General features: G+C 50.9%; 14 protein-coding genes. 11 read left to right on the forward strand and 3 right to left on the reverse strand.

Annotation, left to right across the window (positions count from 1 at the left end; translation table 11 throughout):
* Positions 1 to 1,035: 1,035 nt before the first annotated feature.
* The 9 genes from HY774_01055 to HY774_01095 all read left to right on the forward strand — a co-directional run bounded on the left by HY774_01055 (position 1,036) and on the right by HY774_01095 (position 19,919).
* A complete protein-coding gene (locus HY774_01055; protein MBI4747050.1) occupies positions 1,036 to 3,306 on the forward strand; it encodes a hypothetical protein in 2,271 nt (756 codons plus the stop codon).
* Between the two features lie 284 nt (positions 3,307 to 3,590).
* Complete coding sequence (locus HY774_01060; GenBank protein ID MBI4747051.1) at positions 3,591 to 6,665, forward strand: hypothetical protein; 3,075 nt, start codon at positions 3,591 to 3,593, stop codon at positions 6,663 to 6,665.
* 148 nt (positions 6,666 to 6,813) lie between these two features.
* Positions 6,814 to 7,332: a hypothetical protein gene (locus HY774_01065; protein ID MBI4747052.1), complete on the forward strand. Its 519-nt coding sequence runs from the start codon at positions 6,814 to 6,816 to the stop codon at positions 7,330 to 7,332.
* A gap of 505 nt (positions 7,333 to 7,837) precedes the next feature.
* The gene (locus HY774_01070) at positions 7,838 to 10,921 is read left to right on the forward strand and encodes a hypothetical protein (protein ID MBI4747053.1); all 3,084 of its coding nucleotides are present in this window, start codon (positions 7,838 to 7,840) and stop codon (positions 10,919 to 10,921) included.
* A gap of 350 nt (positions 10,922 to 11,271) precedes the next feature.
* Complete coding sequence (locus tag HY774_01075; GenBank protein ID MBI4747054.1) at positions 11,272 to 14,247, forward strand: hypothetical protein; 2,976 nt, start codon at positions 11,272 to 11,274, stop codon at positions 14,245 to 14,247.
* A gap of 251 nt (positions 14,248 to 14,498) precedes the next feature.
* On the forward strand, positions 14,499 to 17,177 hold the full coding sequence (locus tag HY774_01080; protein MBI4747055.1) for a DUF1016 domain-containing protein: 2,679 nt from the start codon (positions 14,499 to 14,501) through the stop codon (positions 17,175 to 17,177).
* Positions 17,178 to 17,222: 45 nt separating this feature from the next.
* Positions 17,223 to 17,723 (forward strand): DUF4365 domain-containing protein, encoded by a 501-nt coding sequence (locus HY774_01085; GenBank protein MBI4747056.1) that lies wholly within the window; start codon positions 17,223 to 17,225, stop codon positions 17,721 to 17,723.
* A 29-nt stretch (positions 17,724 to 17,752) separates the two neighbouring features.
* On the forward strand, positions 17,753 to 18,673 hold the full coding sequence (locus HY774_01090; protein MBI4747057.1) for a hypothetical protein: 921 nt from the start codon (positions 17,753 to 17,755) through the stop codon (positions 18,671 to 18,673).
* Between the two features lie 70 nt (positions 18,674 to 18,743).
* Complete coding sequence (locus HY774_01095; GenBank protein ID MBI4747058.1) at positions 18,744 to 19,919, forward strand: hypothetical protein; 1,176 nt, start codon at positions 18,744 to 18,746, stop codon at positions 19,917 to 19,919.
* Between the two features lie 153 nt (positions 19,920 to 20,072).
* Here HY774_01095 and HY774_01100 read toward each other — a convergent pair whose 3' ends face one another.
* The 3 genes from HY774_01100 to HY774_01110 all read right to left on the reverse strand — a co-directional run bounded on the left by HY774_01100 (position 20,073) and on the right by HY774_01110 (position 24,053).
* Positions 20,073 to 21,764, reverse strand: a complete 1,692-nt coding sequence (locus tag HY774_01100) for an asparagine synthase (protein MBI4747059.1) — start codon at positions 21,762 to 21,764, stop codon at positions 20,073 to 20,075.
* A gap of 171 nt (positions 21,765 to 21,935) precedes the next feature.
* The gene (locus tag HY774_01105; GenBank protein ID MBI4747060.1) at positions 21,936 to 22,658 is read right to left on the reverse strand and encodes a zinc-ribbon domain-containing protein; all 723 of its coding nucleotides are present in this window, start codon (positions 22,656 to 22,658) and stop codon (positions 21,936 to 21,938) included.
* A gap of 123 nt (positions 22,659 to 22,781) precedes the next feature.
* Complete coding sequence (locus HY774_01110; protein MBI4747061.1) at positions 22,782 to 24,053, reverse strand: PilT/PilU family type 4a pilus ATPase; 1,272 nt, start codon at positions 24,051 to 24,053, stop codon at positions 22,782 to 22,784.
* Positions 24,054 to 24,372: 319 nt separating this feature from the next.
* Between HY774_01110 and HY774_01115 the strand changes: the two genes are divergently transcribed.
* On the forward strand, positions 24,373 to 25,758 hold the full coding sequence (locus HY774_01115) for an O-antigen ligase family protein (GenBank protein MBI4747062.1): 1,386 nt from the start codon (positions 24,373 to 24,375) through the stop codon (positions 25,756 to 25,758).
* 114 nt (positions 25,759 to 25,872) lie between these two features.
* Positions 25,873 to 26,406 (forward strand): NADH-quinone oxidoreductase subunit I, encoded by a 534-nt coding sequence (locus tag HY774_01120; protein MBI4747063.1) that lies wholly within the window; start codon positions 25,873 to 25,875, stop codon positions 26,404 to 26,406.
* The last annotated feature ends 86 nt before the right edge of the window (positions 26,407 to 26,492 follow it).

Here is a 26,492-nt window from a genome sequence, read left to right on the forward strand (position 1 = left end):
AAGGATAGAATTCATCAAAACCGAAACCTCTGATAGGAGTTGTATGAAGTGACAATACAACTCCCGAGAGAAAAAGAGGTTGCAAGCAGATTCTGCTCGCAACCTCTTTGCTTTTTTTGCTACTCTTACCGAACGTCCTCAGTTAATAACCATTGAACCATCTAGTTCCAAAGACAAACGGCGATCTCTTACGCCTTCAGCCAGTGTACCGAGAGGCTCGAATTGGGCTTCCTGCCTGAATACATTCGGCCCCTCCTCACAACCCAAGCATCAGCACGGTGTATTTTTCTCCCGGTCTTGAACCCGCGAAGCGGGTGGATGGCTCGTCGCCCAGTGTAACCCCATACGCCTCAAGCTAAGGAAAATTTGAACCATCCGCTTGCTTTTTATGTCGCCGTTGCAGGGCTTGGGTGTCTCGCCCTGGCCGTGACCGTGGGCTTCGCACCACGGCTATTACACAACGACCCTGCGGGCCTGGAAACCCTTAGGGAGCGTTAAAAAACAACTTCCCGTTTTGGTTTGGGGGCAGGTATTTGGATTGAGCATCCTGAAAGGCTGCCGTTCACATAGCCGGTGGTTGCGAGGTTTTGGGAGCTACCACCGGGAAACGATTGTCTCCCCGGTCCATCCCTCCCCGCTTCGCCCGCGCCCCGCAGGGCGCGGGCGAAGCGGGGAGGGATGGGGGATAGCCCGTGGATCCGGTGGTAGGCCCAAAGCGGCCAACCGACCGGCTATCCGAACGGCAACGCTTCGCGGTGCAAAACCAAAACCTGGACGTGACAGAACGCCCGCACCCCAAGGGATTTATTTTTTAAGGCTCCCTTAGCTTGATGCACATGAGGGCTCGAAGACTCACCCTGGGCTAGCGTGCCTTCGTCTCCTTCGTAGACTGAGAACCAAAAACTGCTTCAACTCTTAACTGACTACTGACTACTAACTACTAACGACTGACTGTCATTATTCATGATGTTTTATCTGATAACCCTCACAAAAAAGCGCGGCGTCATCAATTCAATTTCCGCAATACATCTGGTGATGAGCAGGTGGGTTGTTGGGGGATTTCTGGCTCTGATACTGCTGGTATTGATGACACCACATTCGTCAGGCAGCCAGTTGACCCAAAAACCACACCAGCTCGAATTACCCTTCAATGTCAGATTCAAATCTTCACTGATTCAACCCCAGGTGATTTCAAGGGCACAGGTTCAGTCCCTGACCAGGTCGTCCACAAACATCAATCTGGCACCTCAGACAATTCAACCCGGCACGGCTCTGGATAAGGTGACATTTTATGGGAATGGAATTACCTCGCTCATCGCGGCGGCTGACACCAATAATGATCGGATTCCCGATGGGAATGCCCGCGAGACCTTTACAACTGGTGACCCTGAACTTGAAGAATTTACAGCCCTTGCCGTGAGCTCTCAGACCCAAAGAGTCTATGCCGGCTCCCTCGTTTTTGAAGGACCTGCGGCCAATGAGGGCATTTTGACCGTGTTTGACAATTCGAATGGAAGCTTCAAAGGCACGGTCCTTCGAAAAATACCGCTAGGCAAAGGCATGCCGGTTGGGATTGTGATCAAACACTCAGGCGATGGGGATATAGTCATTGTCATGTCGGTTTACTATCAGGCCGCCTCCCCGTTTACCCTGACGGAAGGTGATTTTGTTTCAATTACTGCTTACTTGCCCGGCCCTGATGGTTCACCTGATGGCAACCGGAACGTAGATGTCCTCCCCGCCGGGCAATTAAAGCTTGGTCTGGATCTGGTGGCGTTTAGTTTTGGAGGGATTGCCCTCAGCCAGAACGGGAATTTGATTGCCAACCTGGTGGCGAAAAATGCCATAGACGGATTTGCTGGTGGCGCCGTCTTTGTTTTCACCGACAACAACGGAGATGGCATCCCTGATAACCTGGTTCCTCCAGCCCTGTTTGCCCAATTTAGTGACCAAAATATTGCCAATTTGATTGCTGCGACCAGCGTTGTGCCGCTGGCGGGCGGTAAAATTGGTGTCCTCAGCGCCGATATTTTTTCGGATTCGGAAACCGAAATTTTTGTCTTCAATGATGCTGATGGAGATGGAAAGGTAAGCGATACCGGTACCAAGATCTTTAATGAATCGCTGGCGTTTCCAGGGATTTTATTGCTTTTTGAGGGGACTTCCGGGTATGTGGTCAACCGCATGACTGGCGCCGGCGACAAGCTGATCTTCTCGTTTATCAATTTTCAAGGTGAACCGCGTGGTTCAGGGCTGGCTTCAGTTTCAATTGGTGGAAGCACCGCCGATAAAGCCTTTGATGTCAGCAATCCACAGGCCGAGATTGTGACGTGTGTGGCCAGCTTGTCAGGGAGCAGTCCTGATACGGTTCCTCCCACTGTGCAGGTGACCTCGCCAAACGGTGGCGAAACTGTCCGCCCTGGGACGGAACTGGAAATTCGATGGACTTCTTCCGATGACAAAGGCGTGGTGACCCAGGGCATCAGTCTTTCGGGTGACAGTGGTACCTCATTTGGGTTCACAGTGGCGACCGGACTGGCTGGTGAGACCACTTCGTTTCGGTTTGTGGTGCCAAATGGTCTTGGAACTCAAAATGGGCGGATTCGGGTTACTGCCCGAGATAGTGCCGGAAATATTGATGCTGACCTGAGCGACCAGGATTTTGTGATTTTGGGAGCAACCGGAGTTGATACCCGTCCCCCAGAGGTCACTGTGTCCGCACCAGCGACCGGAGCCGTTTTGACCGGAGGAACTTCCGCCACGGTTGCCTTCAGTTCAACTGATAATGTCGGGGTGAGTTCGCACAGTCTGGCGTTTGCCGCGGATGGTTCAACCTTTGATACACCGCTGGCGACTGGACTGCCAGGTGACATCACTTCATTTGATGTGACCTTGCCAAACCAGACCACCTCGACCGGGGTCATTCAAGTGCAGGCTGCCGATGAAGCGGGGAATGTCGGGGCGGGTTTCAGTGGTATGTTTACGGTCAATGCTGATACCGTAAAGCCAGCGGTCACTGTCATTTCACCCGGTACTACCCTCAAAAAGGTCAAGCGCGGCGAGCCAATCAACGTGACCTGGACTTCGACAGATAACGGACTCGTTGTCAGGCACGACATTGAGTTGTCCACTGATAACGGTGCGACGTTCGGGACGGTACTGGCGGCAGGCTTACCAGGGACAGCCCAGTCATTTCTGGCCACGGCGCCAGGTATCAAAGTCAAAAAAGCGATTATCAAAGTGATTGCAACTGATGGGGCTGGGAACGCGGGTGAAGGCCGTTCAACCCCATTTAAGGTGAAGTAGGAGCAGGAGTCAGGAGTCAGGAGTCAGGAGTCGAGTGTTGGGATTTTGAATTCTCTGTCAAGTGTATTTGGTTCGATTTGAGTCATTTAGGAACAATTCTTTTCAAGAATTCCATGGATTTAACGATTCGGGTTTGGACTACTGACTACTGACTTATCATCTACTGACTACTGACTACTGACTTATCAACGACTGACGACTGACTCGGTAGACGATACAATCGCAATTCTTCCAAGCAGAACTCAATCCCAAATTTCTGATTTTCATTTTGTGAAGGGGGATCTATGAATCGAGCAAGGTGGAGGTTTACCAGTATCCGACATGTAAGCCTGTGGATCTTGGCATGTCTGGTCATTGGAGCTGGAACCGCTGTCCTGCCGTTGAATTGGGCACAGGGCGACACATCCCAACAGAAAAAGGTGCGGAAATCGCCCGCTACCCATACTTCCCAGGCCGGCAAATCAAGTTTACGTCACACATCCAAACCATCCTCAGAAGGGACCCGCCTCCCAGTTTTCCCTGGTGGCAAACCAGGTTCCATTCAGGAGAATAACCAGACACCATTGAAGCCCGAAGAGCTTCCAGGCTATGGCGCCCGCCAGGTGTCTGGTGTGCCGGGTATTTCCACCCAAATGGCAGTTGATGATTTCCTGGAAATTGCCCAGGCGGAAGCTGAGGGCCGATGGGTGAAAAAACCTCAGGTGGTCAAACCCCGGGTCAAAAAGATTCCAACACTTCTGAAGCCATACCCGAATGATGAAATTCTGGTGAGTGAGCCGGCTGCGATTATGTCGCCCAATCAGCCCACTCGCGTTCCTTCACCCGCCCCAGCCTCAACCTTTCTGGCGCTGGATGATAACGGCGCGGGGATCCCTCCCGATACGCATGGTGCCGTTGGTCCCAATCACCTGGTTGTGGCGACCAATCAACAGGTTCGCATTCAAAGTCGGACCGGAAGCAACATCAGCACCGTTTCGCTCGATGCGTTTTGGCGATCTCTTGAACCCTTTAGTTTTACCTTTGATCCAAAGGTTTTATATGACCCCTTTTCCAACCGGTTCATGATGACGGTCATGATTGATTTTGGCTCACCGAATTCTTCGGTGTTGCTGGCGGTATCAAAAACCAGTGATCCAACGGGTCAGTGGAACTTTTACAAGGTTGACACTGACTCAACCGATGCCCTTTCAGCCGACTACCCGAGCATGGGATTTAACAAAAACTGGATTGCCGTCCAGGTCAATATGTTTAGCCCTTCCTCAGGCCGGTTTACCGAAGCCAAACTTTTTGTTTTTGACAAGGCTGATGTCTATGCCGGTGGTTCAGGTCGCGTCACCACCATTCGCTCGCCAGAGTTTGTGCTTGTTCCGGGCCTGACCTATAGCGATACCCAGGAAACCCTGTTTTGCGTTGGAGGGAGCTTTAATTCAGCGATTCGCATTTCAACGATCACGGGTGCCGTTGGGTCTGAAACCCTGACGGTTGGCCCGGTTGTGAACGGCGGGTCAGATGGCTGGTCTTTTAACCAACCAGGATTTCAGGATTCAGCGCCTCAAAATGGTACTGGGGTCAGAATTGATTCGGGTGATGCTCGAATGCAAAACGTGGTTTTCCGAAACGGTTCGATCTGGTGCGCCCATACGGTTTTCCGACCTGGAAATTCGGCTACGCGAGCGGCTGTCCAGGTCTGGCAATTGTCAACCAGCGGCAATGTGTTGCAGCGCATCATTTTGGAAGATCCAAACGGCACCATTTTCTATGCCTACCCGACGGTAGCGGTGAATAAGAACAATGACGCCTTGATTGGCTATTCAAGGTTTTCACCCAGCCAGTTTGCCAGTGCCAACTATGCCTTTCGGGCTGGTTCCGATGCTCCCAATACGCTTCGGGATGATACCGTTTTAAAGGCTGGGGAAGGTGCGTATGACAAAAACCCGACGTTTGGCGCCAACCGCTGGGGAGATTACAGCAACACGGTGGTTGATCCGGTCAATGACACTGACATGTGGACCATTCAGGAATTTGCTGCTCCTGGGAACCGGTTTGGCACCTGGTGGGGACGAGTGGCCCTTGATCCTGGCGCGGGTGATACCACTCCACCAACGGTTCAGCTCCAGTCTCCAAATGGCGGCGAGTCGGTGAAAGGGAGTGAACGCACCACCATCAAATGGGCTTCGAGCGACAACAATGGTGTGATCCAGCACGATTTACAGCTTTCAACCGATGGCGGAACCTCCTTTAGTGCTCGGATTGCCACCGGTGTTAGCGGTTCGGTTCAGGAGTTTTCGTGGTTGATCCCACTGGTTGAAACCACTCGCGCCCGGGTTCAAATTACCGCGCTCGACAGTTTTGGCAACGAGGCAACCGATGCCAGCGATGCTGATTTTTCGATTGCCCGCCCGGCACTTTCACCTGCCCAGAATGTAACGGCGACTGTCAACGGTCAGGCCGTCCAACTGGCCTGGGAAGCTGCCCGCCCAACGCCTGGCGCCAATATCACCGGGTATAGCATCTATCGGTCACGAACCTCCCCAGTTGCCGTTGCAGCGGCCAATCGGCTGGGGACGTTTAGCATCCAGACCCGGACATTTTCCGACCGTCCAACTCCGGCGGACGGAAAAACCCAGTATTTCTATGTGGTGACAGGGGTTTACAACACTGGGGAAAGCGGTCCATCCAACGAAGTCTCAGCTATACCAGAATCCAGCAACGACACCAAACCACCAGTGGTCCAGGTCATTGCTCCGAATGGTGGCGAGTCGGTCAACAATGGAGAGCCGCTCCAGATTCGGTGGCAATCATCTGATGCTGGCGGCACGCTGGCCTCGCATACGGTTGATCTTTCAGTTGACGGCGGCACCACGTTTGGCACATCAGTGGCGGCTGGACTTGGGGCCACGGCCCAATCGTTTGTGTTTCAGATTCCAACCACCATTGCTTCACCAACAGCCCGGATTCGGGTGTCAGCCCGCGACGCGGCTGGAAATGTCGGCACTGATCAATCCGATGCCAATTTCACGATCAAATCAACTGATGCGGTTGCACCAACTGTGACCGTAACGGCACCTGCCGCCGGTCAAAAGGTCAAGGTGACGGGCTCAAGTTCATTTACCGTCACCTGGACCAGCAGTGACAATATCGGGGTGGCGAGCCATGACGTGTTGCTGGCCAAGGATGGAACGACCTTCCAAACTCTGGCGACGGGACTTTCAGGTACAATCACGACCTTCAGCTTGACTCAATCACTGGTTGGACCTGCTGGAAAGAACAAGGCGGCGAAACTTCGGATTGTGGCCAAAGACGCTGGCGGAAATAGCGGCACGGGCGAAACCGGCGCCTTTAAACTCATTGTCAAATAGACAACACAGTTGAGAACTTTTGTTCATTCTGAGGAGGACACTCCAGGAACACAGAGGAAAATCAAGATCCCTCCGTCTTCCTGAGGTGTCCTCTCTTTCTTTTCACACTGTGAGGAGTCTGATTCTTCTGCTTGATGAAGGGGGTTATATGCGTCTTCGCTCGAATCTGCTGATTTGTTTTTTTGGCTATCTGGTGTTGATTGCCAGACTGGGATCAGGTGCGGTCAGTGCCCAGGAGAAAACAGCCTCACAACCGACACTGGCTGAACTGGCCTTCATTGCTGGCACCTGGCAGGGCGAATTGGGCGGAGGTGCGACCGAGGAACAATGGAACCCACCCTCGGGCGACAGCATGATGGGCATGTTTCGCTATGTCCAAAACGGTAAAGCCGTGTTTTACGAGTTTATGTTGATCGAACAAACACCAGATGGTCCGGTGTTGCGGCTCCGGCACTTCAACCCGCGACTGGTTGCCTGGGAAGACAAAACCGGCACCTTGAATTTCCCGCTGGTTGAATTTCGAAAAAACTACGCGGTTTTTGACCATGACAGCAAGGAACGCCTGATCTTTCACCGCAAGTCCGCTGATTCATTGACCATTACTCTTGAGAAAACCAAAGATGGTCAAAAAACAGCCGAAGCTTTCAATTACAAGCTCAAAAAATAGTGGATTTGGCGTGCGCCGACTGGTCGGCGCGTTCAATGGTGCCACCTTTCCGTTTTCTGAAAATCTGGAAAATATTGGCTGACCAGATTCGTCACATTTCCAAAGAATGTGTACAATACTGACGAACTGTTCTGTTCCCACCGCGCACAACGCTTTTTCTAAAAAAATTAAAAAGTTTTCTTGCTTTGCTTCCGCGGCAAGCAGCCAAACAACCCAACCCAACTTTTCTGCTACCGGCTGACTCTCAGCCAATGAAAATTTGCAGCCGGGCGGAAACAGGATCTTTGGCAGATGAGGAAACCCAGGCCCTCTTCAACCGGTGTGCGACCATTCAAAACCAAATCAAATCTTCAACGTCATTGACTGACGAGCACAAGGTACCAAAACCATACTCTAAAGAGCATCTGTGATCTGAGTTGTTAGAAAAATCCCTGGTTCAGATCCAGCATTGTCACCAAAACAGTGGTAACCCGGCTTGTCTCATTTCACAAGAAAGAGGTGCAGTATGAATCAAGGGAAGTGGAGGGCAACCAGCGGTCTTCGGCTCATTACCCTCACGTGTTTACTGGCACTTATTGCCATAAGTGTCTCAATCCGGATTGGTCAGTCGTTGACGGCGTTTGCCGACCAACAGCCAGCCAGTCCTCAGAAAAATCCAACCGCCACCAGTGCCCCGAGTCAGTCGTCGCCGAATGCAATTGTGCCGGTTGGGGCTTTATCGCGTGTCCCGTTGCGTCCGGGTGAAATGATGCGCCGTCAGGATGGCGCAAAATTTATTGAGATTCGACAGGAAGAATTTCCATCAACCGGGCAGCAAATCAAAGGTGAACCTGGAAAAGCCACGCGTAAAGCGGAGATTGATTTTTCTGAAATTGCCCGTGAAGAAGCTGCCGGATTGATTCAAAAGATACCGAAGCCGAAAAAGAGTACGGTCCGCATTTTCCCGGTGACGGACCCACATCCGGATAATGAGATTATTGTCAGCCCACCTGCCACCATTCTTCCTCCGAATCGTGAAACTGACAGCAAATTGAGCGTGCAGCCTCAAGTTCCATCCCCTGAACTGGCCGCCAATTTTCAGGCGTTGGGTGACAGCAATACCGGGATTCCGCCTGACACCCACGGGGCGGTGGGGCCAAACCACCTGATGGTCACCCTCAACACGGATGTTCGAATTCAGGATAAAACCGGGCGTCCCTTGAGCACCTCGACGCTGAGTGCATTTTGGGGCCGCCTGGGCAATCTTTCGACCTTTGACCCCAAAATTTTGTACGATTCAATTCAAAATCGCTGGCTGTTTGTCACGATGGCGGATCCGCTTGAGCCCACGGCAGCCATGTTGATCGGTGTTTCTCAAACCGATGACCCGACGGGCCGGTGGAATCTCTACCTGGTTCAGATTGACAGCAACGGCCAAAACTGGGCGGATTACCCGAGCATCGGTTTTAACAAAGACTGGATTGTGGTGTCGTGCAACATCTTCCCCAATCAGGGAGGCGGGTTCCGTGGCGCCAATATCTATGTGTTTGACAAAGCGGACCTGTATGCCAATGGAACCGGGAAGTTTACGTTGCTGCGTGGGCCGGATTTAACCCCCGTCCCAGCCATTACTCACGATCCAACCCTGGCAACGATGTTTGTGGTCACCAATCTCAATTCAGCCATCAAGGTTTCGACGATCACGGGCGCCGTTGGTTCAGAAGTTCTCACCCAGGGGGCAACCATCACGGGTGGCTCTGATACCTGGGCGTTTGCCACCTCAACTGACATTGGCCCGCAAAAGGGGACTTCAGTCAAACTGGATACTGGATTTTCCTGGATGCAAAACGTGGTGTACCGCAATGGGACCCTTTGGGCCTCACAAACTGTCAATCGCCCGGCCTCAAACCCAACCCGATCTGGTTTGCAGTTATGGAATCTTTCAACCAGTGGGGCGGTTTTGCAGCGGATCATTGTCGAAGACCCGACCAATGCCGTGATGTTTTGCTATCCAACTGTCGCCGTCAACAAAAACAGTGATATGTTGATTGGATATTCACGGTTGGGCGCGGATGAATTTGCCAGTGCTCATTATCGGTTCCGGGGCGGAACTGATGCGCTGAACACGCTTCGTGATGATACCCGGCTCAAGGTTGGCGAAGCACCCTACGACAAAACGTTTGGTGGTCCAGTGAATCGCTGGGGTGATTACAGCAGCACGATTATGGATCCCAACGACCTGGATATGTGGACGATCCAGGAATATGCCGTTCCCGCTAGCGGCGGATTCGACCGCTGGGCAACCTGGTGGGGGCGGGTCAATGCGCCACAAGGAAGCGACACCACGGCGCCGACGGTTCAGTTGACCTCACCCAATGGCGGCGAAAGTCTCACTGGGAGCAACCGGGTCACCATTAGCTGGACTTCCTCTGATAATTCGCTGGTTCTGTTTCATGATCTCAATCTTTCGACCGATGGCGGCGCGACATTTCCCGTGACGGTGGCTTCGGGCGTGGTTGGAACGGCAAAAACATTTGAATGGACCGTTCCACTGGTTGAGTCAACCCAGGCTCGCGTTCGGGTGACAGCGGCGGATCCGGTCAATAACCGGGCCAGTGATGCCAGTGACGCCAACTTCACGATTTCCCGTCCGGCGTTATCTCCACCGACTGATTTGAGTGTTGCCATCAATGGTCCTCAGGTCCGATTAAGTTGGAAGGCAGCCGCCAACACCCCAGGCGCCAGCTTAACTGGATACAGTATCTATCGGTCCCGAACCTCGCCGGTGTCTCCGATTGGCTCAAATCGCCTTGGAACTTTCCCGGCGTCGTTGCTGGCCTTTACCGACCGACCAAATCCAGCGGATGGAAAAACACAATTCTTTTATGTTGTGACGGCAATGTACAACACCGGGGAAAGTGTTCCATCCAATGAAGTTTCAGCTATTCCGGAACCCAACAGTGATGCCACTCCTCCACAGGTAAGAGTCGTTGCCCCGAATGGTGGAGAAACGGTCAACAATGGTGAACCACTCCAGATTCAGTGGCAATCGTCTGATCCAGGAGGCGGTTTGGCCTCTCACAACGTGGATTTGTCACTGGATGGCGGAACGACGTTTGGGACGTCAGTGGCAGCCGGTTTGGGAGCCACGGCTCAATCATTCGTGTTCCAGATCCCAACGACGATTGCTTCGGCCACGGCTCGAATCCGGGTAACAGCTCGTGACGCGGCTGGAAACAACGGCACGGATAGTTCCGATGCCAATTTCACGATCAAGTCCAGTGATGCCAGTCCGCCAACGGTGACGATCACGTCGCCAACGGCTGGACAAAAGGTGAAAATCACCGCCAGCGCCGGGTTTAACGTGACCTGGTCAACGGCGGACAACGTGGGAGTGACCAGCCAGGAAATCTTTGTGGCCAAAGACGGAACGACGTTCCAGAGTCTGGCCAGTGGGTTGTCGGGTAGCACAACATCATTTACCTTGACACAGGCACTGGTTGGTCCAAAAGGCAAGAACAAGGCCGCGAAGGTTCGGGTTGTGGCCCGCGATGCCGCCGGCAATAGCGGCACGGGTGACAGCGGCACCTTCAAGCTGATTGTGAAATAACCCTTTGAGCAAGTAGTGAATAGCGAGTCGTCAGAATGAGCAAGTCGCGAGTCGTCAACCTGTGACAAATTGAATTTATGGTTTGATTGCTCAGTATTCCATCGTTACCAAAGCGATAAGCTTAAATGACGTAACAGAAAAGAACCTCTTCTGACTACTCGCTACTCGCCACTCACTACTCGCTCTGGTTCACAACTTTGCTCTCTTCAATTCAATTCAGTTTCAAAAACGACACAGTGACACCAGGATAAGGGTGGTAAAAACACCTGTATTCTGAACCAGGGAGTTGTACACACATGAGGAAAGGTATTTGCTTTGCTCATCTTGCACTCATTTTCGTGAGTGTGGGGATGTTTGCTGCTGGAGTTGGGTGGACGATTGCTCACGCCGACTGGCAAAAGGTCAGAGCCCAATCGGGTCAAAAAAAATCGAAGGCACAGCGGTCTGAACCTCAGTCAAAAACCGCTCGCGGTGCCAACGCGCCAGCTTCAATCTTGAAACCCAGGTCAACCCGGCAGTCGTCTCAGGCTGATTTTCCGCCAGTCAAATTGCAGGATTTACCAGGCTATGGCCAAAAAACCATTGCTGGAATCCCTGGAGTTGCAATTCGGGCCGCCGAAGTGGATTTTACTCAGCTTGCGCTTGAAGAAGCCCGACGCCCGCTGGCACGTCGTCCAAAAATTGAGCGTGAAAAAGGACCCGTTCCGCTTGATGTCATTCGACCCGACGAAACTGTGGTTCCCAGTCCTCCCGCGACAAGTGTGACACCTGGTACCAAAGCCCTGGCACCCTCGCCAACCCCCGCTTCCAGTTTTCTTGGGCTCGAAGATAATGGTCCTTCGTTCCCACCTGACACGCATGGCGCCGCAGGCCCCAATCATTTGATGGTAACGCTCAATACTGAGATTCGAATCCAGGACCGCAAGGGGAAGGCCCTGCGAACTGTTTCCCTCGATGGATTCTGGAGTGCTGTCGGAAATCCTAACTCATTTGATCCAAAGGTATTGTACGACCCTTATCAAAACCGCTGGATGATGACGAGCACGGCAGATTCATTCTCGCCTACGTCATCGGTTCTGATTGGTGTAACCCAAACGGATGATCCAACCGGAAAATGGAATCTTTACAATATTGATGCCGACTCGACGGATGTGGCCTGGGCTGACTACCCCAGCTTTGGGTTTAACAAAGACTGGATCGTGGTCACGGTCAATATGTTTGGGAATGAAAGCGGTGGGTTTCGAGGGACAAACGCGTTTGTGTTTGACAAGGCGGATTTGTATGCGCGAGGCACTGGTCGCCATACCTTGCTCCAAACCCCAGCTTTTACCTTGACTCCAGCCATTACGCACAGCGATACCCTCGATACCATGTACCTGGTTCAAAATGTGGGTTCCGGACTCCGCTTGTATTCAATTACTGGCTCAGTCGGCGCCGAGCAACTCAATACACTTTCGATTGTCAGCACCGGCGATGGGTGGTCATCTTCAGAGCCAGGGTTTGAAGATTCCGCTCCTCAAAAAGGCACCACTCGCAAAATCGCGGCCAACGATGGTCGAATTCAGAACGTGGTCTTTCGCAACGGCACCCTCTGGGCAACCCACACGATTTTCCTTCCGGCTGGAGACCCAACCCGGGCCTGTGTTCAAATCTGGCAATTTGCTCCGAGCGGTGGCGTGATCCAGCGAATTGTTTTGGAAGACCCGACCAGCAAAATGTTTTTTGCCTTTCCATCGCTGGCGGTGAACAAAAACAATGACGTGCTGGTGGGCTATTCGCGGTTTTCTCCAGACCAGTTTGCCAGTGCGAACTTTGCCTTTCGGGGTGGCACCGACCCGCTCAACACCTTGCGCGACGATACCGTGTTGAAGAATGGCGAAGACGTCTATATCAAGTCCGGCGGAGGTGAGAACCGATGGGGAGATTACAGCAGCACCGTGGTAGATCCGGTCAATGATCTGGATATGTGGACTGTTCAGGAATTTGCCGCCAAACAAGCCAGTAACACCAGTAAATGGGGCACCTGGTGGGGGCAAATCCCGGCGCCGGTGAGTGGTGGCGATACAGTTGCACCGCTGGTCGAAGTGACAACCCCCAATGGTGGTGATCAGGTGAAGGGTGGCGACCGGCTGCGAATTGCCTGGACGTCAAGCGATAATCTGGGGGTTGTGCTCCACGATGTTGCGCTTTCAACCGATGGCGGCACCACGTTCACCACAAACATTGCGACGGGGTTGCCAGGGACAGCCAGCGAATTTACCTGGGCGGTGCCGTTGATCGAAGTTCCACAGGCCCGGATTCGAGTTTCGGCCTTTGATCAATTTTTCAATCAGTCAACTGACACCAGCAACGCCGATTTTACGATTGCCCGCCCACCATTGGCGCCGCCAACCAATTTGAATGCAACGGTTTGTGGTCAGGCTGTCGCGTTAAACTGGGATGCGGCGGCCAATACGCCTGGGGCGATTTTAACCGGGTACAACGTGTATCGGTCGCAAACATCCCCCGTTTCAACCCTGCCACTCAACCGTCTGGGAAGTTTCAGTGCTCAAACCAGAGCGTTCACCGACCGACCACCGATTGATGGTCAGAGTCGGTATTTTTATGCGGTGACTTCGGTGTTTAACACCGGAGAAAGCGGCCCCTCCAATGAAATTTCGGCCAATCCAGATGGTCGGAGCGACACTGAATCGCCAAAGGTTGTTCTGGTCAGTCCAAACGGTGGCGAAGTGGTCGAAGCGGGAAGTCAGCTCCAAATCCAATGGGAAGCTGACGATGATTTGTGTATCACATCGCAAAATATTGATCTTTCAACTGATAGCGGTGCGACGTTTACCCGAATTGTTGCCACGGGTTTGGCTGGAGCGGCACGGACGTTTGCTTTTCAGGTACCAACCGCGCTTGATACGACCACGGCGCGAATCCGGGTGATTGCCCGTGATGCCAGCGGAAAAACCGGTCAGGACGTGTCAGAGCGTGATTTTACGATCAAGGTCAATGACACGATTGCCCCAACCGTGACGATCACGTCTCCGAGTGCCAATCAAAAAGTGAAAATTCGCTCGACGACTCCATTTTCAGTGACCTGGAATTCATCGGACAACATTGGATTGGCGAGTCACGACGTGTTGCTGGCGCGGGAGAGCACAGCCCAGTTCCAATCCGTGGCAACTGGTCTGGGCGGTACAACTCGTTCATTTTCACTGACATCGGCCATTGTCGGAAGCGCGAAGAGTAAAACAGCCCGCATCCGTGTGGTGGCCAGGGACACAGTGGGGAATACTGGAACCGGTGACAGCGCTCCGTTCCGAATCAACTCGAAATAAAATCATACCAGTCCGTAGTCCGTAGTCCGTAGTCAATAGTTCACTAAGTTTATTTGATTGAATCACTTGACTATGCTCTAACACGAGGGGGGGGATTGCAAACTGGTATCATTCAGGGTTTAGAGATCTGAGGTTTCGAGGAGTAAGCCTTCCTAAACCAAAAAGGGCAGCCTGCCTGATAGCACGGTTGCCCTTTTTTCTTTGGTGTGGGAAATTCAGGAGCAGTAAATTCAAAGCAGACGAGGAATCCAATGACAGACGATTTGATCCCTGTAAATAGTGAGTACGAAACGTTTTTCCACGATCTCAAAGCACATATTCAGCAATCGCAAATTCGCACTGTCCTGGGTGTGAATCGAGAACTGGTTATGCTGTACTGGCACATTGGGTGTGAAATTCAGGAACGGCAAAAACGACAGGGGTGGGGCGCGAAAATCATTGATCGTCTAGCGGCGGATCTCAGCCGTGAATTCCCGGAAATGAAAGGCTTTTCGTCGCGAAACCTGAAGTATATGCGTGCTCTGGCGGAGGCTTATCCTGACGAACAATTTGTGCAACAGCTTGTTGCACAAATTCCCTGGGGGCATAATTTGCGCATTTTGGAAGGAGTCAAATCCCCGGTTGAGCGCGAGTGGTATGTCCGTCAAACCATTGAAAATGGATGGAGTCGCAATGTTTTAACTCATCAAATTGAAAGTCGTCTCTATCACCGCCAGGGACAGGCCATCACAAATTTCACGCACGCTTTACCCGCGACTCAATCAGAACTGGCACACCAAATTCTCAAGGATCCGTACAATTTTGATTTTTTATCACTCGGGAAAGACGCTTATGAGCGTGACCTGGAGCGTGGGCTGCTTGAATACATCGGAAAATTTCTGACAGAACTTGGCGTTGGATTTGCTTTTGTCGGCAGTCACTATCGTCTGACAATCGGCAACTTTGATTTCTATCTTGACCTGCTGTTTTATCACACCAAATTGCATTGCTATGTGGCCGTGGATCTGAAGATTGGTGAGTTTGAACCTGAATTTGCTGGCAAGATGAACTTCTATCTCTCGGCTCTGGATGATCGGGTCAAAGGGCCGGAGGATAATCCTTCCATTGGGCTCATCTTGTGTAAATCCCAGGATAAAACCATTGCTGAATATGCGCTTCGGGATATGGCAAAACCGTTGGGTGTTGCGACGTACCAGATTGTCGAAGCCATGCCGGAGCAATATCACCGATTACTCCCACAAGTTGAAGAAATTGAGCAGGGGCTGACTTCAGAAATTGACTGGGATGTATTTACACCTCGGCCAACTTACTGGTTTGAATCGGAAGTGGCATACGAAGGTCACGGTGAGGCGATTTTTTCAACCCCAGAAGGGAAAATCGAAGGGCCAGTGATTGTGCGGTTCAATGAATTTGGCCAGCCGTACGTCGAAATGAAGGTGGAAAAGATCGAAACTCCAGTTCCATTGACCTTTGGGTTACATGAACTGCTCAGTGGGCAATCTCCCATCCATCGCCCCAAAAAGATCATTTTGATGATGGGGGCACAGATCAATAATGTTTGCGTTCAACTGGATGTTAAAACAGCGCATGGTTTGTTCCATGCTGATGGGAATGTTCGGTATGGATATTCATCAGGTTTGACCGGAGGGACTGGCAAGGTCATTTTTTACCCTTCATGGTCACAGTATGATTCTACAACTGCTTCATCTCCAAGATATTGGGTGCTTCCACTCATCAATTTCCTGACAGATTTTGGACAACACCACGAAGCTCTTGACTCTCATCCACTTCGGGTTTTTCCCACTCCCCGTATTCCACCAGGGCTTTCAGCTCACGAGAAAGCAATGGCTCAATTTCAAGCCAATTCAAAAAACAAACTGGTTATTTTTGAATTCAGCGGAAGTTTAGGTTTTATCGAAGCATTGCCTGAGTACCAGGAAAAAAGCGATCAGCTTCTTGCCAAACAGGTTCCAATGGCGGTGACGGCCATGATGGTTGGGGAGCTTGGAACCCATTCAATTGACTTCCCAAGAACAAGTGAACAGAAGGTTGAATGGTTTCCAGGACGATTTCTTGATTTGCTTGGGCTCGCAACCGGTGTACAAGTTGGGATTCCCTGGGTTGAGTTTCGAGACTCAAACGGCAAACTGATCCGACGACTTCACCTGCCAGTCAATCCGGGTGCCTATCAAAGAGGTCAAAATGTCCTTGGACCACATAATTACCAGGGATTAAGTCATTTATTGACCAGGAGCTGGCTGGCAACGGATGTCCCAGGGGCACTGATCCATGTCAGCATCAGACACATTCTTTTGGGTGGAAGTTATGAACAACACCTTGAGGAAAAGATTCTCTTTTTACACCGTGCTGTCAGAAGTTTATATGACGGACTTTTGAAGTCTTCGGTCCCTCTGGTTGAAGCTCTTGATCCAAAGCAAAGCCAGAAGATCCAAAAACTTCTGGTTTCGACAGCAAAGAAAATCCAGTCAATGACCGATTCAGAGAGTGACCTCTCCAACCAGGCACTCACTGCGCTTGCGGCTTATCTGTTGGATATCAAAAACTGTAAAGAACCATTGGAACTCGTTTTAGCCCGGTTATTTGAACACTTTGACATTCCGGATGTTGAAATCTTAAACCGACACTATCAGGAAAACCCCCGTCCTGACGGTTTGCAGTGGCTCCAGGTTGTCGCCAAATACTGCATGGCCCCACTCGAAGACGGGTACTTTCACATTACGGAAAAGCGACATGACCTTGAGGATGTAGTGAAAATTGGTCAACACCTCCACGATATTCTGGTTCGGATCATGCTCAAGCTTCTGAAATATGACTTTGAGTACAACCCAACAGTCATCGCCAGCGTGGCTCGATTCCCTGTTGACTGGGTGAATGCTGAGACCACAGCCGAGGACCTCGGTTATGAATAGGTGTTTGGTTGTGTTGTTCTGTATTTGTTTGGGGGGAGTGTCGTTGTGTTAAACGAAAATGAACAGAAGGAAGAATTTAGCTTTGCATATATTCAAGCCATTGCTGCGACGGCTGGATATCAAGTTGAACGACCACAACGTGATAAACAAAGTGTTGATTTGAAAATTGTAGCTTACAGTGCACAGGGGTGGCCCCCAGATCTAGAAATTCTTATTCAAGTAAAATGTACCGCTTCCCAGACCGCTTTAGGTGATAAAGAGGTTAAATTTGTATTGAAAGCCAATAATTACAATGATTTGCGCAAAGATGGAATTCTTCCTCGGATTCTGATAGTTGTTTTAGTTCCTCAAAATATGGCTGATTGGGTTGAACCTTCAGAACAACAACTCATTTTAAGGCATTGTGCTTATTGGATAGATCTTCGAGGACGAGTGGAAATAAAAAACACTGAGTCAATAACCATTCATATCCCTCGCAAAAATCAATTTACAGTTCAATCTTTACAAGAAATAGTAGCTCGCTTTCAACAAGAGATGCAGGGATAATAGACTTATCAGGTGGAGGAAGACCGGTTATGCAATCAGCCATATTACCCAGTGAAATCCAAAATGTTGGGCCGCTCAATTTGAGTGACTATCTGAAAAAAACTGGATGGAAACAAGAGCGTGAACTCCCAGAAAGAGTGTCTTTTTGGGTGAACCATGATCAGGGGGCAACCCAACGTAGAATTTTACTTCCTTTGCAGGAACACTTCTTTGATTTTGAAATGTGTATAGAAAAAGCTTTAAAAACCTTGGAAGCCTTTGAGCACCGCCCTCAATCTGAAATTCTGCAAGATATTGTGTCACCTGGAATTGATGTGATTCGCATTCGGCTGGATCAACCTGTAAATTGGAGAAATGGTATTCCACTCCAGCAAAGCCTTGCACTCACACAAACCATCGAGAAAATGCTCAAGATAGCAGCTTTACAGGTAGTAGATTCTCAGATGGAAACGTCGTCTTCTGGTTCTGTACTTGCAAATGAGTTTCTGGATAGAATTCAGATCCAGATACACCATAATGAAAAACTCGAAATTGAATTAGTCTCTCCACTTCCTAAACCAGATTCTTCAATTCCCCAGGCAGTACCATTTGAGCGCAAGGTCGTGGATGTGCTTGCTGCGCAACTGACTACTTTGCAGGCTGGCATCACTCCATTTCCACCTCCTGAGCTTTTCCAAACTCTAAATGAAATGAGAAAAGTGGGTGTCACTCGCAACCTATGTGAAACCATTACTGGATTGGGAAATTTCAGTAGGGATGAGGTTGAGTTTGGTATATCCAGATCAAGAAAATTACCCGCCGAGAGCTACGTCAAAAAAACAATTCACTTTTCGAGTGATGATCTCCAAAAAATCAAAGAGTTGAATTCCTGGTTTGATTTATTTGAAAGAACTGCTTGCCCCAATAGTTTTCAAGCTGGAATGCCAAATGAATTTGGAGTTACTCATTAATGGTGGTTTAAGTTAGACATCAATGCCCCTTTAAAATACTACTTCCTCCAGCATAACTATTTAATTTTCTATGAAATGCAGCCGATGCGCGGTTGACAACAATCTACAGGACCGAACGGCTTCAAACGGGAAATGCAAGTCCTGTCAGCATCCCTTTACCTTTGATCCAAAGCAGCCGACGGCACTGAGTACCACCAACACTGAACTCCATTTTACTGATCCGTTTTTTCAAACAGCCCTGACCACTATTACTGCGAATGAATCACTCTTTTTTACCGTCAAGCAGTTCTATTACCAGATGAATCAGCGGTTTATCCGAAAGTCGCACCGTGAAACCGGCTGTCTGATCAATGGTTTAATCGTTGGGGGTGGGTTCTTTTTGTTCTTTATCTTCAGTGGTTTGGCGAAGGTACTGATTCCCGTTACGATTGTGCTTTTGATTTTTGCCCTGATTGGGTTCAACGTGTACTGGAGAACTCCCCACGTCAAACGGAAGTTCTTTTCAAATCGGAAACAGCGTGACCTTCCAGCCGCCCCCAAACTGGTCAAAGGCTGGCTTGATGCCTGGGCCCGAAACAACGGTCCGATTGCAAAATTGCTTCCGCCGCCGCCGCCGCCGACACAAATCATTGCTCCCGCCTCGGTGAATCCTGAAGTGACGGTCTATAGTTTTGACCGACTGGTGGTGACCGATACTCCGGTGATGGCTCAATTTTTGCTGGCCAACAACTTTCATTTTGAAAACAACTGCGCGGTACTTTGTATTGATAAATACCCGTACGACCTGTTCTGGACGGTGATGAAAATGCTGCGCCGCAACCCGGAACTCAAAGTGTATGCGGTCCACGATGCGTCACCGTTTGGGGTTCACCTGGTTCATCGGCTTCGCACGGAAGCTGACTGGTTTGCCAACCAGCCAAACGTCACGATTTATGATTTAGGAATTCTACCCAGGCAGGTGTTAGACCGCCCCGTGTTTGTCCAGCAATCTCCTGAATCGGCTCAGGCTGGTCGGAATATGGCTCAGCCAGTGCTGGCAGCCCTTGATGTGACTGAAATTCAATGGCTACGGGATGGGTATTTTGTTGAATTGGAATCATTTGCGCCGCAGGCGCTCTTGCGAATGATCACGATGGGCATTGCCCGGAGCCGTGATCCACGAGCTGGTGATTCATTGGTCCCGCTTGACCAGGATCCGCACTACACCGGCACGACCATGGTCTATGTGTCGGATTCGTTTGGCTAAGACACGAAGAAGCGGTTAGTGGTTAGTGGTTAGAAATCAATACTTTCGAAGACGAACCAAGAACCAAGAACCAAGAACCAGGAACCAAGAGCCAGGAACCAGGAACTAATCACTGATCACTAACCACTAACCACTAACCACTAGATGATTTCTTCATTCATTCACTTGCAGCCAGATTTCAAGCGTGACCAGCAGCCATAATTTCACACCGTAGCGATGCCAGATATCGCCCTGATAATCCAGCCATTGTTGAATTACCTGTGGATTCAAATAGTTGCGAATTCTGGCCTTCCGATTCATCAGCAGCGCGCGCGCGCGGATGTGCCATTTCTCGCGAAACCAGTATTGAACCGGCACCATCATTCCACTCTTCGGGCGATCAAGGATGCTTTTCGGGATCAAATCCGCCACTGCCGCTTTTAACACTGCCTTTTCTTCAGCTCCGTCCAGCTTGAACTCCGGCGGAATGTCCAGACTCATCTCAACCACCCGGTGATCAAAAAGCGGCGAATGGCCTATCAAACCCAGTGCGGTGGTGATGTTGTTGACTTTGGTGAGGATATGGTCGGCGCCTTTAAACTTGATGTTGATCATCAGCAACCGGTTGAGATAGTGCGCGGATCCAAACAGATCATCGGCAAAGACGGATGGTAACTGACTGGCAGCTTTCCAAACCTCTGGTAACAATAAAGTTGACAAATCGGTCGAACATTTTTGAAATGAAGCCAGATAGGCCGCCAGTTGATTTTCAGGTTTGTGTCCACCGGCTGGTCTGTACAGTTGATTGAGCAACATCGGCTGGTTTTTGGGGCCGCCGAAGCACGGGTCACCGCCTTCACCATTTAAAATGACGCCAACATCCTGTCGGGCAGTCTGCCCTAAAATCAGATTCGGAATGGTTAAGGGGTCTCCGACCGGGTCATCCATTATCGCCAGTGTTTGCGGGAGCAAATCCCACATCTGATCGGATGTAATTTCAATAATGTGGTGTCGAGTCTGGCAGTGTTCGGCGACGGCGGATGAAAACTCAAGTTCGTTGGGTGTTTCCGATCCGAAGTGGATGGAATAGGTATGAATCGGATCTGGATGCAGTTTTCTGGCCAGTGCCGTGACGCAGCTTGAATCCAATCCACCTGAGAGATACACCCCAACCGGCGATTGATCCGGCAAACAGGCTGAGACAACTGCTTCCAGTTTGCGGCGTAATCGGGCGGCATGCCAGTCAAGTGATTCAGTCAGAATCGGAAGTTCCTTTGCTTCCCAGTACTTCTGAAAGGTGAAGGCCGGTAGTTCAAGGATTGTTCCCGGACGAAGTTCAAGCACATCTTTCCACAGCGTCCGCTCTCCAGGCACAAAGGCACAGCATAAATAGTCGCGAAGTGCCACTGGATCAAGAATTCCTGAATGAAATGGACGGAGTTCACGCAACCGGGGTGAGAAGTGCCACAAGTCACCCGTGCTGGTGTAATACAGCGTGCGACCACCTGCCGGGTCACGAACCGCCCAGGCAGTTGATGACGCCGTCTCCCACACGACAAAGGTGAACATACCCTCAAGCAAAGACACTCCGGCGGGGCCCGTCTGCTCCCACAGATCAACCACTAGCTGTAAGTCCGATTGTTGGTGGGGATTGCGGATATCGAGTTTTCGGCACAATTCAATCCGGTTTCGAAGACACACTTCACCCACCACTGCATATTTCCCGCTCAAACTGGTCACGGGAGTGGTGTTCACCAGGCTGATTTGATGGCGAATTGTATCAATTGAAAGGTGCCAGGCTGGAGGAAATAAAAGCGGGGGAAGGCTGGGTGTGGGTAAAAACCTGGTCAGAAGGGAAGACCACATGGTTAAGGGCTGAGGGTTGAAGACTCGCAAGCTTGGGGCTGCAAAATCCAGGGTTTAGGGCTTGGGGCTGAAGACTCGCAAGCTCGGATCGCAGAAAGGGATGAGGGATGAAATAAAACCAATGTCTTCAGCCCTCATCCCTGGTTTTCTCATCCCTGGTTTTCAAAACGATTAGAAAGGTGAAAGTCCGGCTGCGGCGTTGTAGGGGCGATACAATTCGTTGAAATCTCGAATACTGCGGTCCAGAACATCACGAAAAGTGTCCAGGTCGGCTGAATTTACCGTCAGGTTCACCCCGTTGAGGAAGGCCATGTAAGTATCAAGCGTCTTAATCTGCGGTGAGACCAACACCAAATAAATTCGGCGGCGATATTTCGGCATCATCGAGCTAACGTGGCGCAATACGGTGATGCCTCCCTGGTTATTGGCGTCAAACTGAGGGTCAAGGATCACGATGTCCACCCGAATATCACGCATGATCTCGACCGCTCGGGTGGCCGCTTCACAGACCGTAAGTTCAAAATGGGCGGTATCAAGCTGGCTTTGCATTTTGCGGATGCTCTCGGCATCAGCCATGCAAATGATGGCATGGCGACGTTGCCAGCTTGCAGGTGCGGCTGATCCATCTGCCGCTCGACTGGCATTTAATCCCATAGCTGAAGAAAGTAAAGCCACTAACTGAGCCACCGCATCATTTCCAGCCGGAGCCTCTGAAGCTGCGGCTGGCCCTGGTCCTGGACGAGCCGAAGCTGGCAGCGCTGGATCGACTTTGGGCGGAGGATTCACTGTCAGTGTAAACCGGCAATTTGGGCAATTGACATTAAATGCCTGCGTCGGAAGATTGTGTTCCTCAAGGTTGAACTTGGTGTGACATTGGGTGCAGGTGACTTGCATGGCAAATCCTTTGGTGACAAGGGTTTGGGGTTTTAGGTTTGGGGTTCGGAAAAAGAGGGAAAGGACAAAAAGGACTCAAAGGACTCAAAGGACATAAATTCGAAAACCCTCAACCCTGGATTTCTAGCGTTCGATCATATCCAAAATGGAATTGGTCTTAATGGCTCGGGTGCTGCTTCGGTCTGGGGCGCCGGTTGATGGCATATTAAAGCCGCCCATTCCTGGTCGCGCCTGACTCTCACGCTCACGTTGCTGGCGCTGGATTTCCGATCCGCCTTTGCCTATAAAGTCGTCTGAAGCTCCAAGGCCAGACAGCCGGAGCATCAGGTTACTCTGGTTGGTGGAAAAGGCGACGCCATCTTCCTGGCTGATAATGCCCTGACGGATATAGCGTTCGATCACTTGATCAAAGTGTTGCATGCCGTCGAGTTCCCCGTCATTCATGGCGTCAAGCAGGCTCTTGCCTTCAGTTTCACCTTTTTCAATATATTCGCGGGTACGTGGGGTCGCTTTGAGGACTTCCACCGCCGCAATTCGGCCTTTGCCATCAGCCCGTGGAATCAAACGTTGGGAGATGATATAACGGAAGCCTTGTGCCAGACGGACGCGGATGACGTGTTCTTCGTTTTTCGGGTAAAGACCAATGATACGGTCAACTGTTTTGGAGGCATCAGTGGTGTGGAGCGTCGAGAACACAAGGTGGCCTGTTTCAGCCGCTTCAAGGGCAATTTCAGTTGTTTCCAGGTCGCGCATTTCCCCAACCAGGATGACTTTGGGGGCTTGCCGCAACGCCGCACGGAGTGCAAGAGAAAAGCTTGGTGTGTCGCTTCCAAGTTCACGCTGATTGATCGTGGAGTTTTTGTGCGAATGCAGGAATTCAATCGGATCTTCAATCGTGACAATGTGATAAAACTTTTCACGGTTGATTTTGTCAATCAAGGCCGCCAATGTTGAAGATTTTCCACTTCCAGTTGGTCCGGTCAGAAGTACGATGCCATTCTTCAAATGAGAGATTTCACCCAGTTGAGGCGGCAAAAATAAGGATTCAATCGTGGGAATATCGGTCGGAATGACGCGCATCACGATTGAAAGCGTACCGCGTTGGGAAAAGATGTTGACGCGAAAGCGAGTGCGGGAGGGAAGACTGAACGACAAGTCAACTGACCCGGTATGGACCAGTTTCTCGGCTGATTCCTGATTTCCGCCCATCAACGACATCGCGATGATTTCGGTCTGATAGGGCGTCAGGCTGCGCAGGCCCTTGATCTCAACCGGGGTAAGCTTCCCATTGATTTCCACTTGCGGTGGACGCCCGACTGAGAAATTCAGGTCGCTGATTTTGTCGTCAACGGCAAGCATCCGTTCAATAACTGGAGGCAAGTCAAAGTACGTCATGCGAGAAAGTCCTCCTGGCTCGATTCACTATGCATTTTTGAGTTGAAGATGGGGATCCAGCCGAAATGATGAAGAGTTGGCAGCCAAACGGTACACCAGAATCCACCGAAGATGCAAGCATGGGGTTGGCTTCCCACGGCGTCAATCCTATCCTGACTCAGGTTATCCAAATGCTTCTGGATTTTACGTTTAAAAGGCTGGACAAGGTCTTTCTTGACAGAGGCTGGCAACCAGTTGTCCAATTTAGGGTGTGCCAAATTGTCGGCACTTTTCCTCTGCTCAACTTGTCGTCATATTCGCAATCTGGAACAAAACACTGATGTTGGAACCCTGTGTTGGTTTTTTGCTGTTTATTGCCCTTTTGGTGGTCACACGTGGCCGAACGACCCCGCTCTTTCTCGCCTGGCTGGCCACTTCGCCGCTGCTTTCATTCTGGGCACGCTTTCCCTGGGAAAAGTCGGTGGTTACCTTTGACCGACTGATGATTGCCGGTTTGATACTGTCTTTTCTCTGCGAGGCTTCGGCCCGGCGCGTGCCCGGTGGATTCCGGTGCGGACTGTTTGAAATAACCTGGGCCGTGTTTGCCGTGTTTGTCATCCTTGATCTCAGTCTGCGGGGAGGAAGTCAGCTCTTTGCCTGGAAAACTGGAATTGACGGGTTTGTACTGCCCCTGGCTGTTTTCGTTATTGCCCGGCAAGGTGTTGATATCAAACAGCTTGGAAATGGGTCGGTTCTGGCATTGAGTGGGTTGACGGTGTTTCTGGCGCTGGTTGGACTGGTCGAACTGATCACCCATCAGGATTTCATGGTCTATGCTGGGGGAAATCTCTATCGGGAAGGCATGGTGCGCGTCAATGGCCCCTTTCTGGCGGATCATTCCTATGCCCTGGTTTCGCTGCTCATTGGATTGTGGTTGTGGTACTGGCCGCGAATCTCACCCGTTACGCTCTCCCCAACTCTGCGGAAAATTCGTCAGGCCGCCAGTCTGCTGGCTTTGAGCGCGAGTACCCTGCCGCTCTTTCGAGCTGTTTGGGCAACCGCTTTCGGATGTATGTTATTGCCGGCGCTCTGGTCTGGGACCACCATCCGCCGGCGGCAACTGGTCATTGCTTCGGCGGTGGTCGGCGGTATTCTGGCTGGCGGGACGTTGGTTTTGTCCGAAACCTCGTTTTTTCAGGAACGAGTGGCCAATCCAGACAATTTGTATACGCGGCTGGCAACCTATCAGGCAGCCTGGATTATGTTTGAAGATAACTGGCTGACGGGAGTCGGGTTGACTCGCTACACGGATGAATACAACCGGACTTACTATAATGAGGATGACTATAACCGAAAGTATCCGACCGTCCACGGCGAAACCCCACGCAATAGCCCCCATAATACTTTACTGGCGATTTGGGCTGAACTAGGTCTCATTGCCGGCACACTCTATGTCGCGGCGTTTCTTTTGCTCCTGGTGGAAGGATATTTGATGAGTCAATCATCGGTGGCAACCGTGCGTGAAGCCGGGCAATTGTTGGTGACGATCTGGTTTGCCTACTGGATCCCCGGTTTGTTGCTGGCCAGCGGATACTATGCCGATTTAAATTTCTATTTTTTTGCATTGTCCGGTCTTCTGCTTGGTCGAAAACGTGACTTGCACGAACCGGCACTGGAAGGTAAAGTGGACGCAACGCCCCTTCAAGCGGGAACCCAATTTGCCTGATCCATAAGTCAATTCTATACTTTAGCCATATCCAGGACAGCTTTATAGAAAAAATGCGCAGTGGGGTTCCATCGTGCCTGGGGAACGTGCCGTTTGTGGTGGAGGGATTTCAATATGCAAGCCCTGAGACCAAACTGGAAGCAACTGATTGCCCGCTTTTTATTGCTTGATTTGATCAACGGATTTCGGTTGACGATGAAATACAACCTGAAGTCCTTGCTTGAAAAACGTGAGGGCGGAAACCCGCTCCACGGAGTTTACACCGAGTTTTATCCGGAAGAGCGTCCACGTGTCAGCGAGCGGTTTCGAGGCGCGCCGCGCCTCAACCTGGACCCTGAGACGGGCGAGACGCTCTGCATTGCGTGCAACCTGTGTGCGCTGGCCTGTCCGGAAAACTGCATTCATGTTGGCTCAGCCAACCGCGAAGTCCAGGACGGCGACAAGCGGCGCAAGAAAAAAGTCTTGACAACCTATGTCTATGACACATCACGGTGCATGTTCTGTGATCTGTGTGTGGAAGCCTGCCCAACGGATTGCATTGAACTGACCCAGGAGTTTGAACTGGCTGTGTACTCGCGTTCCGGGATGGTGTGGGATCGCGAATTACTCGAAAAAGGCCGTGAAATTGTTCGCCATGGGCAGCCCTGACGTGGTACGAAAGAACCATATGCTCTTTCGAATCAATTGTTTTTGAAGCATTCTTTAGCCTTTGGAGAAGTGGGGAACTGGTATGT

This window comes from Acidobacteriota bacterium, assembly GCA_016208495.1.
Classification (GTDB): Bacteria; Acidobacteriota; Blastocatellia; order Chloracidobacteriales; family Chloracidobacteriaceae; genus JACQXX01.

Excerpts from the sequence above, each read along its gene's own strand:
- HY774_01110 (MBI4747061.1), bottom strand. The coding sequence starts at position 24,053 with ATGACGTACTTTGACTTGCCTCCAGTTATTGAACGGATGCTTGCCGTT.
- HY774_01115 (MBI4747062.1), top strand. The coding sequence starts at position 24,373 with ATGTTGGAACCCTGTGTTGGTTTTTTGCTGTTTATTGCCCTTTTGGTG.
- HY774_01060 (MBI4747051.1), top strand. The coding sequence starts at position 3,591 with ATGAATCGAGCAAGGTGGAGGTTTACCAGTATCCGACATGTAAGCCTG.
- HY774_01095 (MBI4747058.1), top strand. The coding sequence starts at position 18,744 with ATGAAATGCAGCCGATGCGCGGTTGACAACAATCTACAGGACCGAACG.
- HY774_01065 (MBI4747052.1), top strand. The coding sequence starts at position 6,814 with ATGCGTCTTCGCTCGAATCTGCTGATTTGTTTTTTTGGCTATCTGGTG.
- HY774_01090 (MBI4747057.1), top strand. The coding sequence starts at position 17,753 with ATGCAATCAGCCATATTACCCAGTGAAATCCAAAATGTTGGGCCGCTC.
- HY774_01105 (MBI4747060.1), bottom strand. The coding sequence starts at position 22,658 with ATGCAAGTCACCTGCACCCAATGTCACACCAAGTTCAACCTTGAGGAA.
- HY774_01070 (MBI4747053.1), top strand. The coding sequence starts at position 7,838 with ATGAATCAAGGGAAGTGGAGGGCAACCAGCGGTCTTCGGCTCATTACC.
- HY774_01055 (MBI4747050.1), top strand. The coding sequence starts at position 1,036 with ATGAGCAGGTGGGTTGTTGGGGGATTTCTGGCTCTGATACTGCTGGTA.
- HY774_01075 (MBI4747054.1), top strand. The coding sequence starts at position 11,272 with ATGTTTGCTGCTGGAGTTGGGTGGACGATTGCTCACGCCGACTGGCAA.
- HY774_01080 (MBI4747055.1), top strand. The coding sequence starts at position 14,499 with ATGACAGACGATTTGATCCCTGTAAATAGTGAGTACGAAACGTTTTTC.
- HY774_01100 (MBI4747059.1), bottom strand. The coding sequence starts at position 21,764 with ATGTGGTCTTCCCTTCTGACCAGGTTTTTACCCACACCCAGCCTTCCC.
- HY774_01120 (MBI4747063.1), top strand. The coding sequence starts at position 25,873 with ATGCAAGCCCTGAGACCAAACTGGAAGCAACTGATTGCCCGCTTTTTA.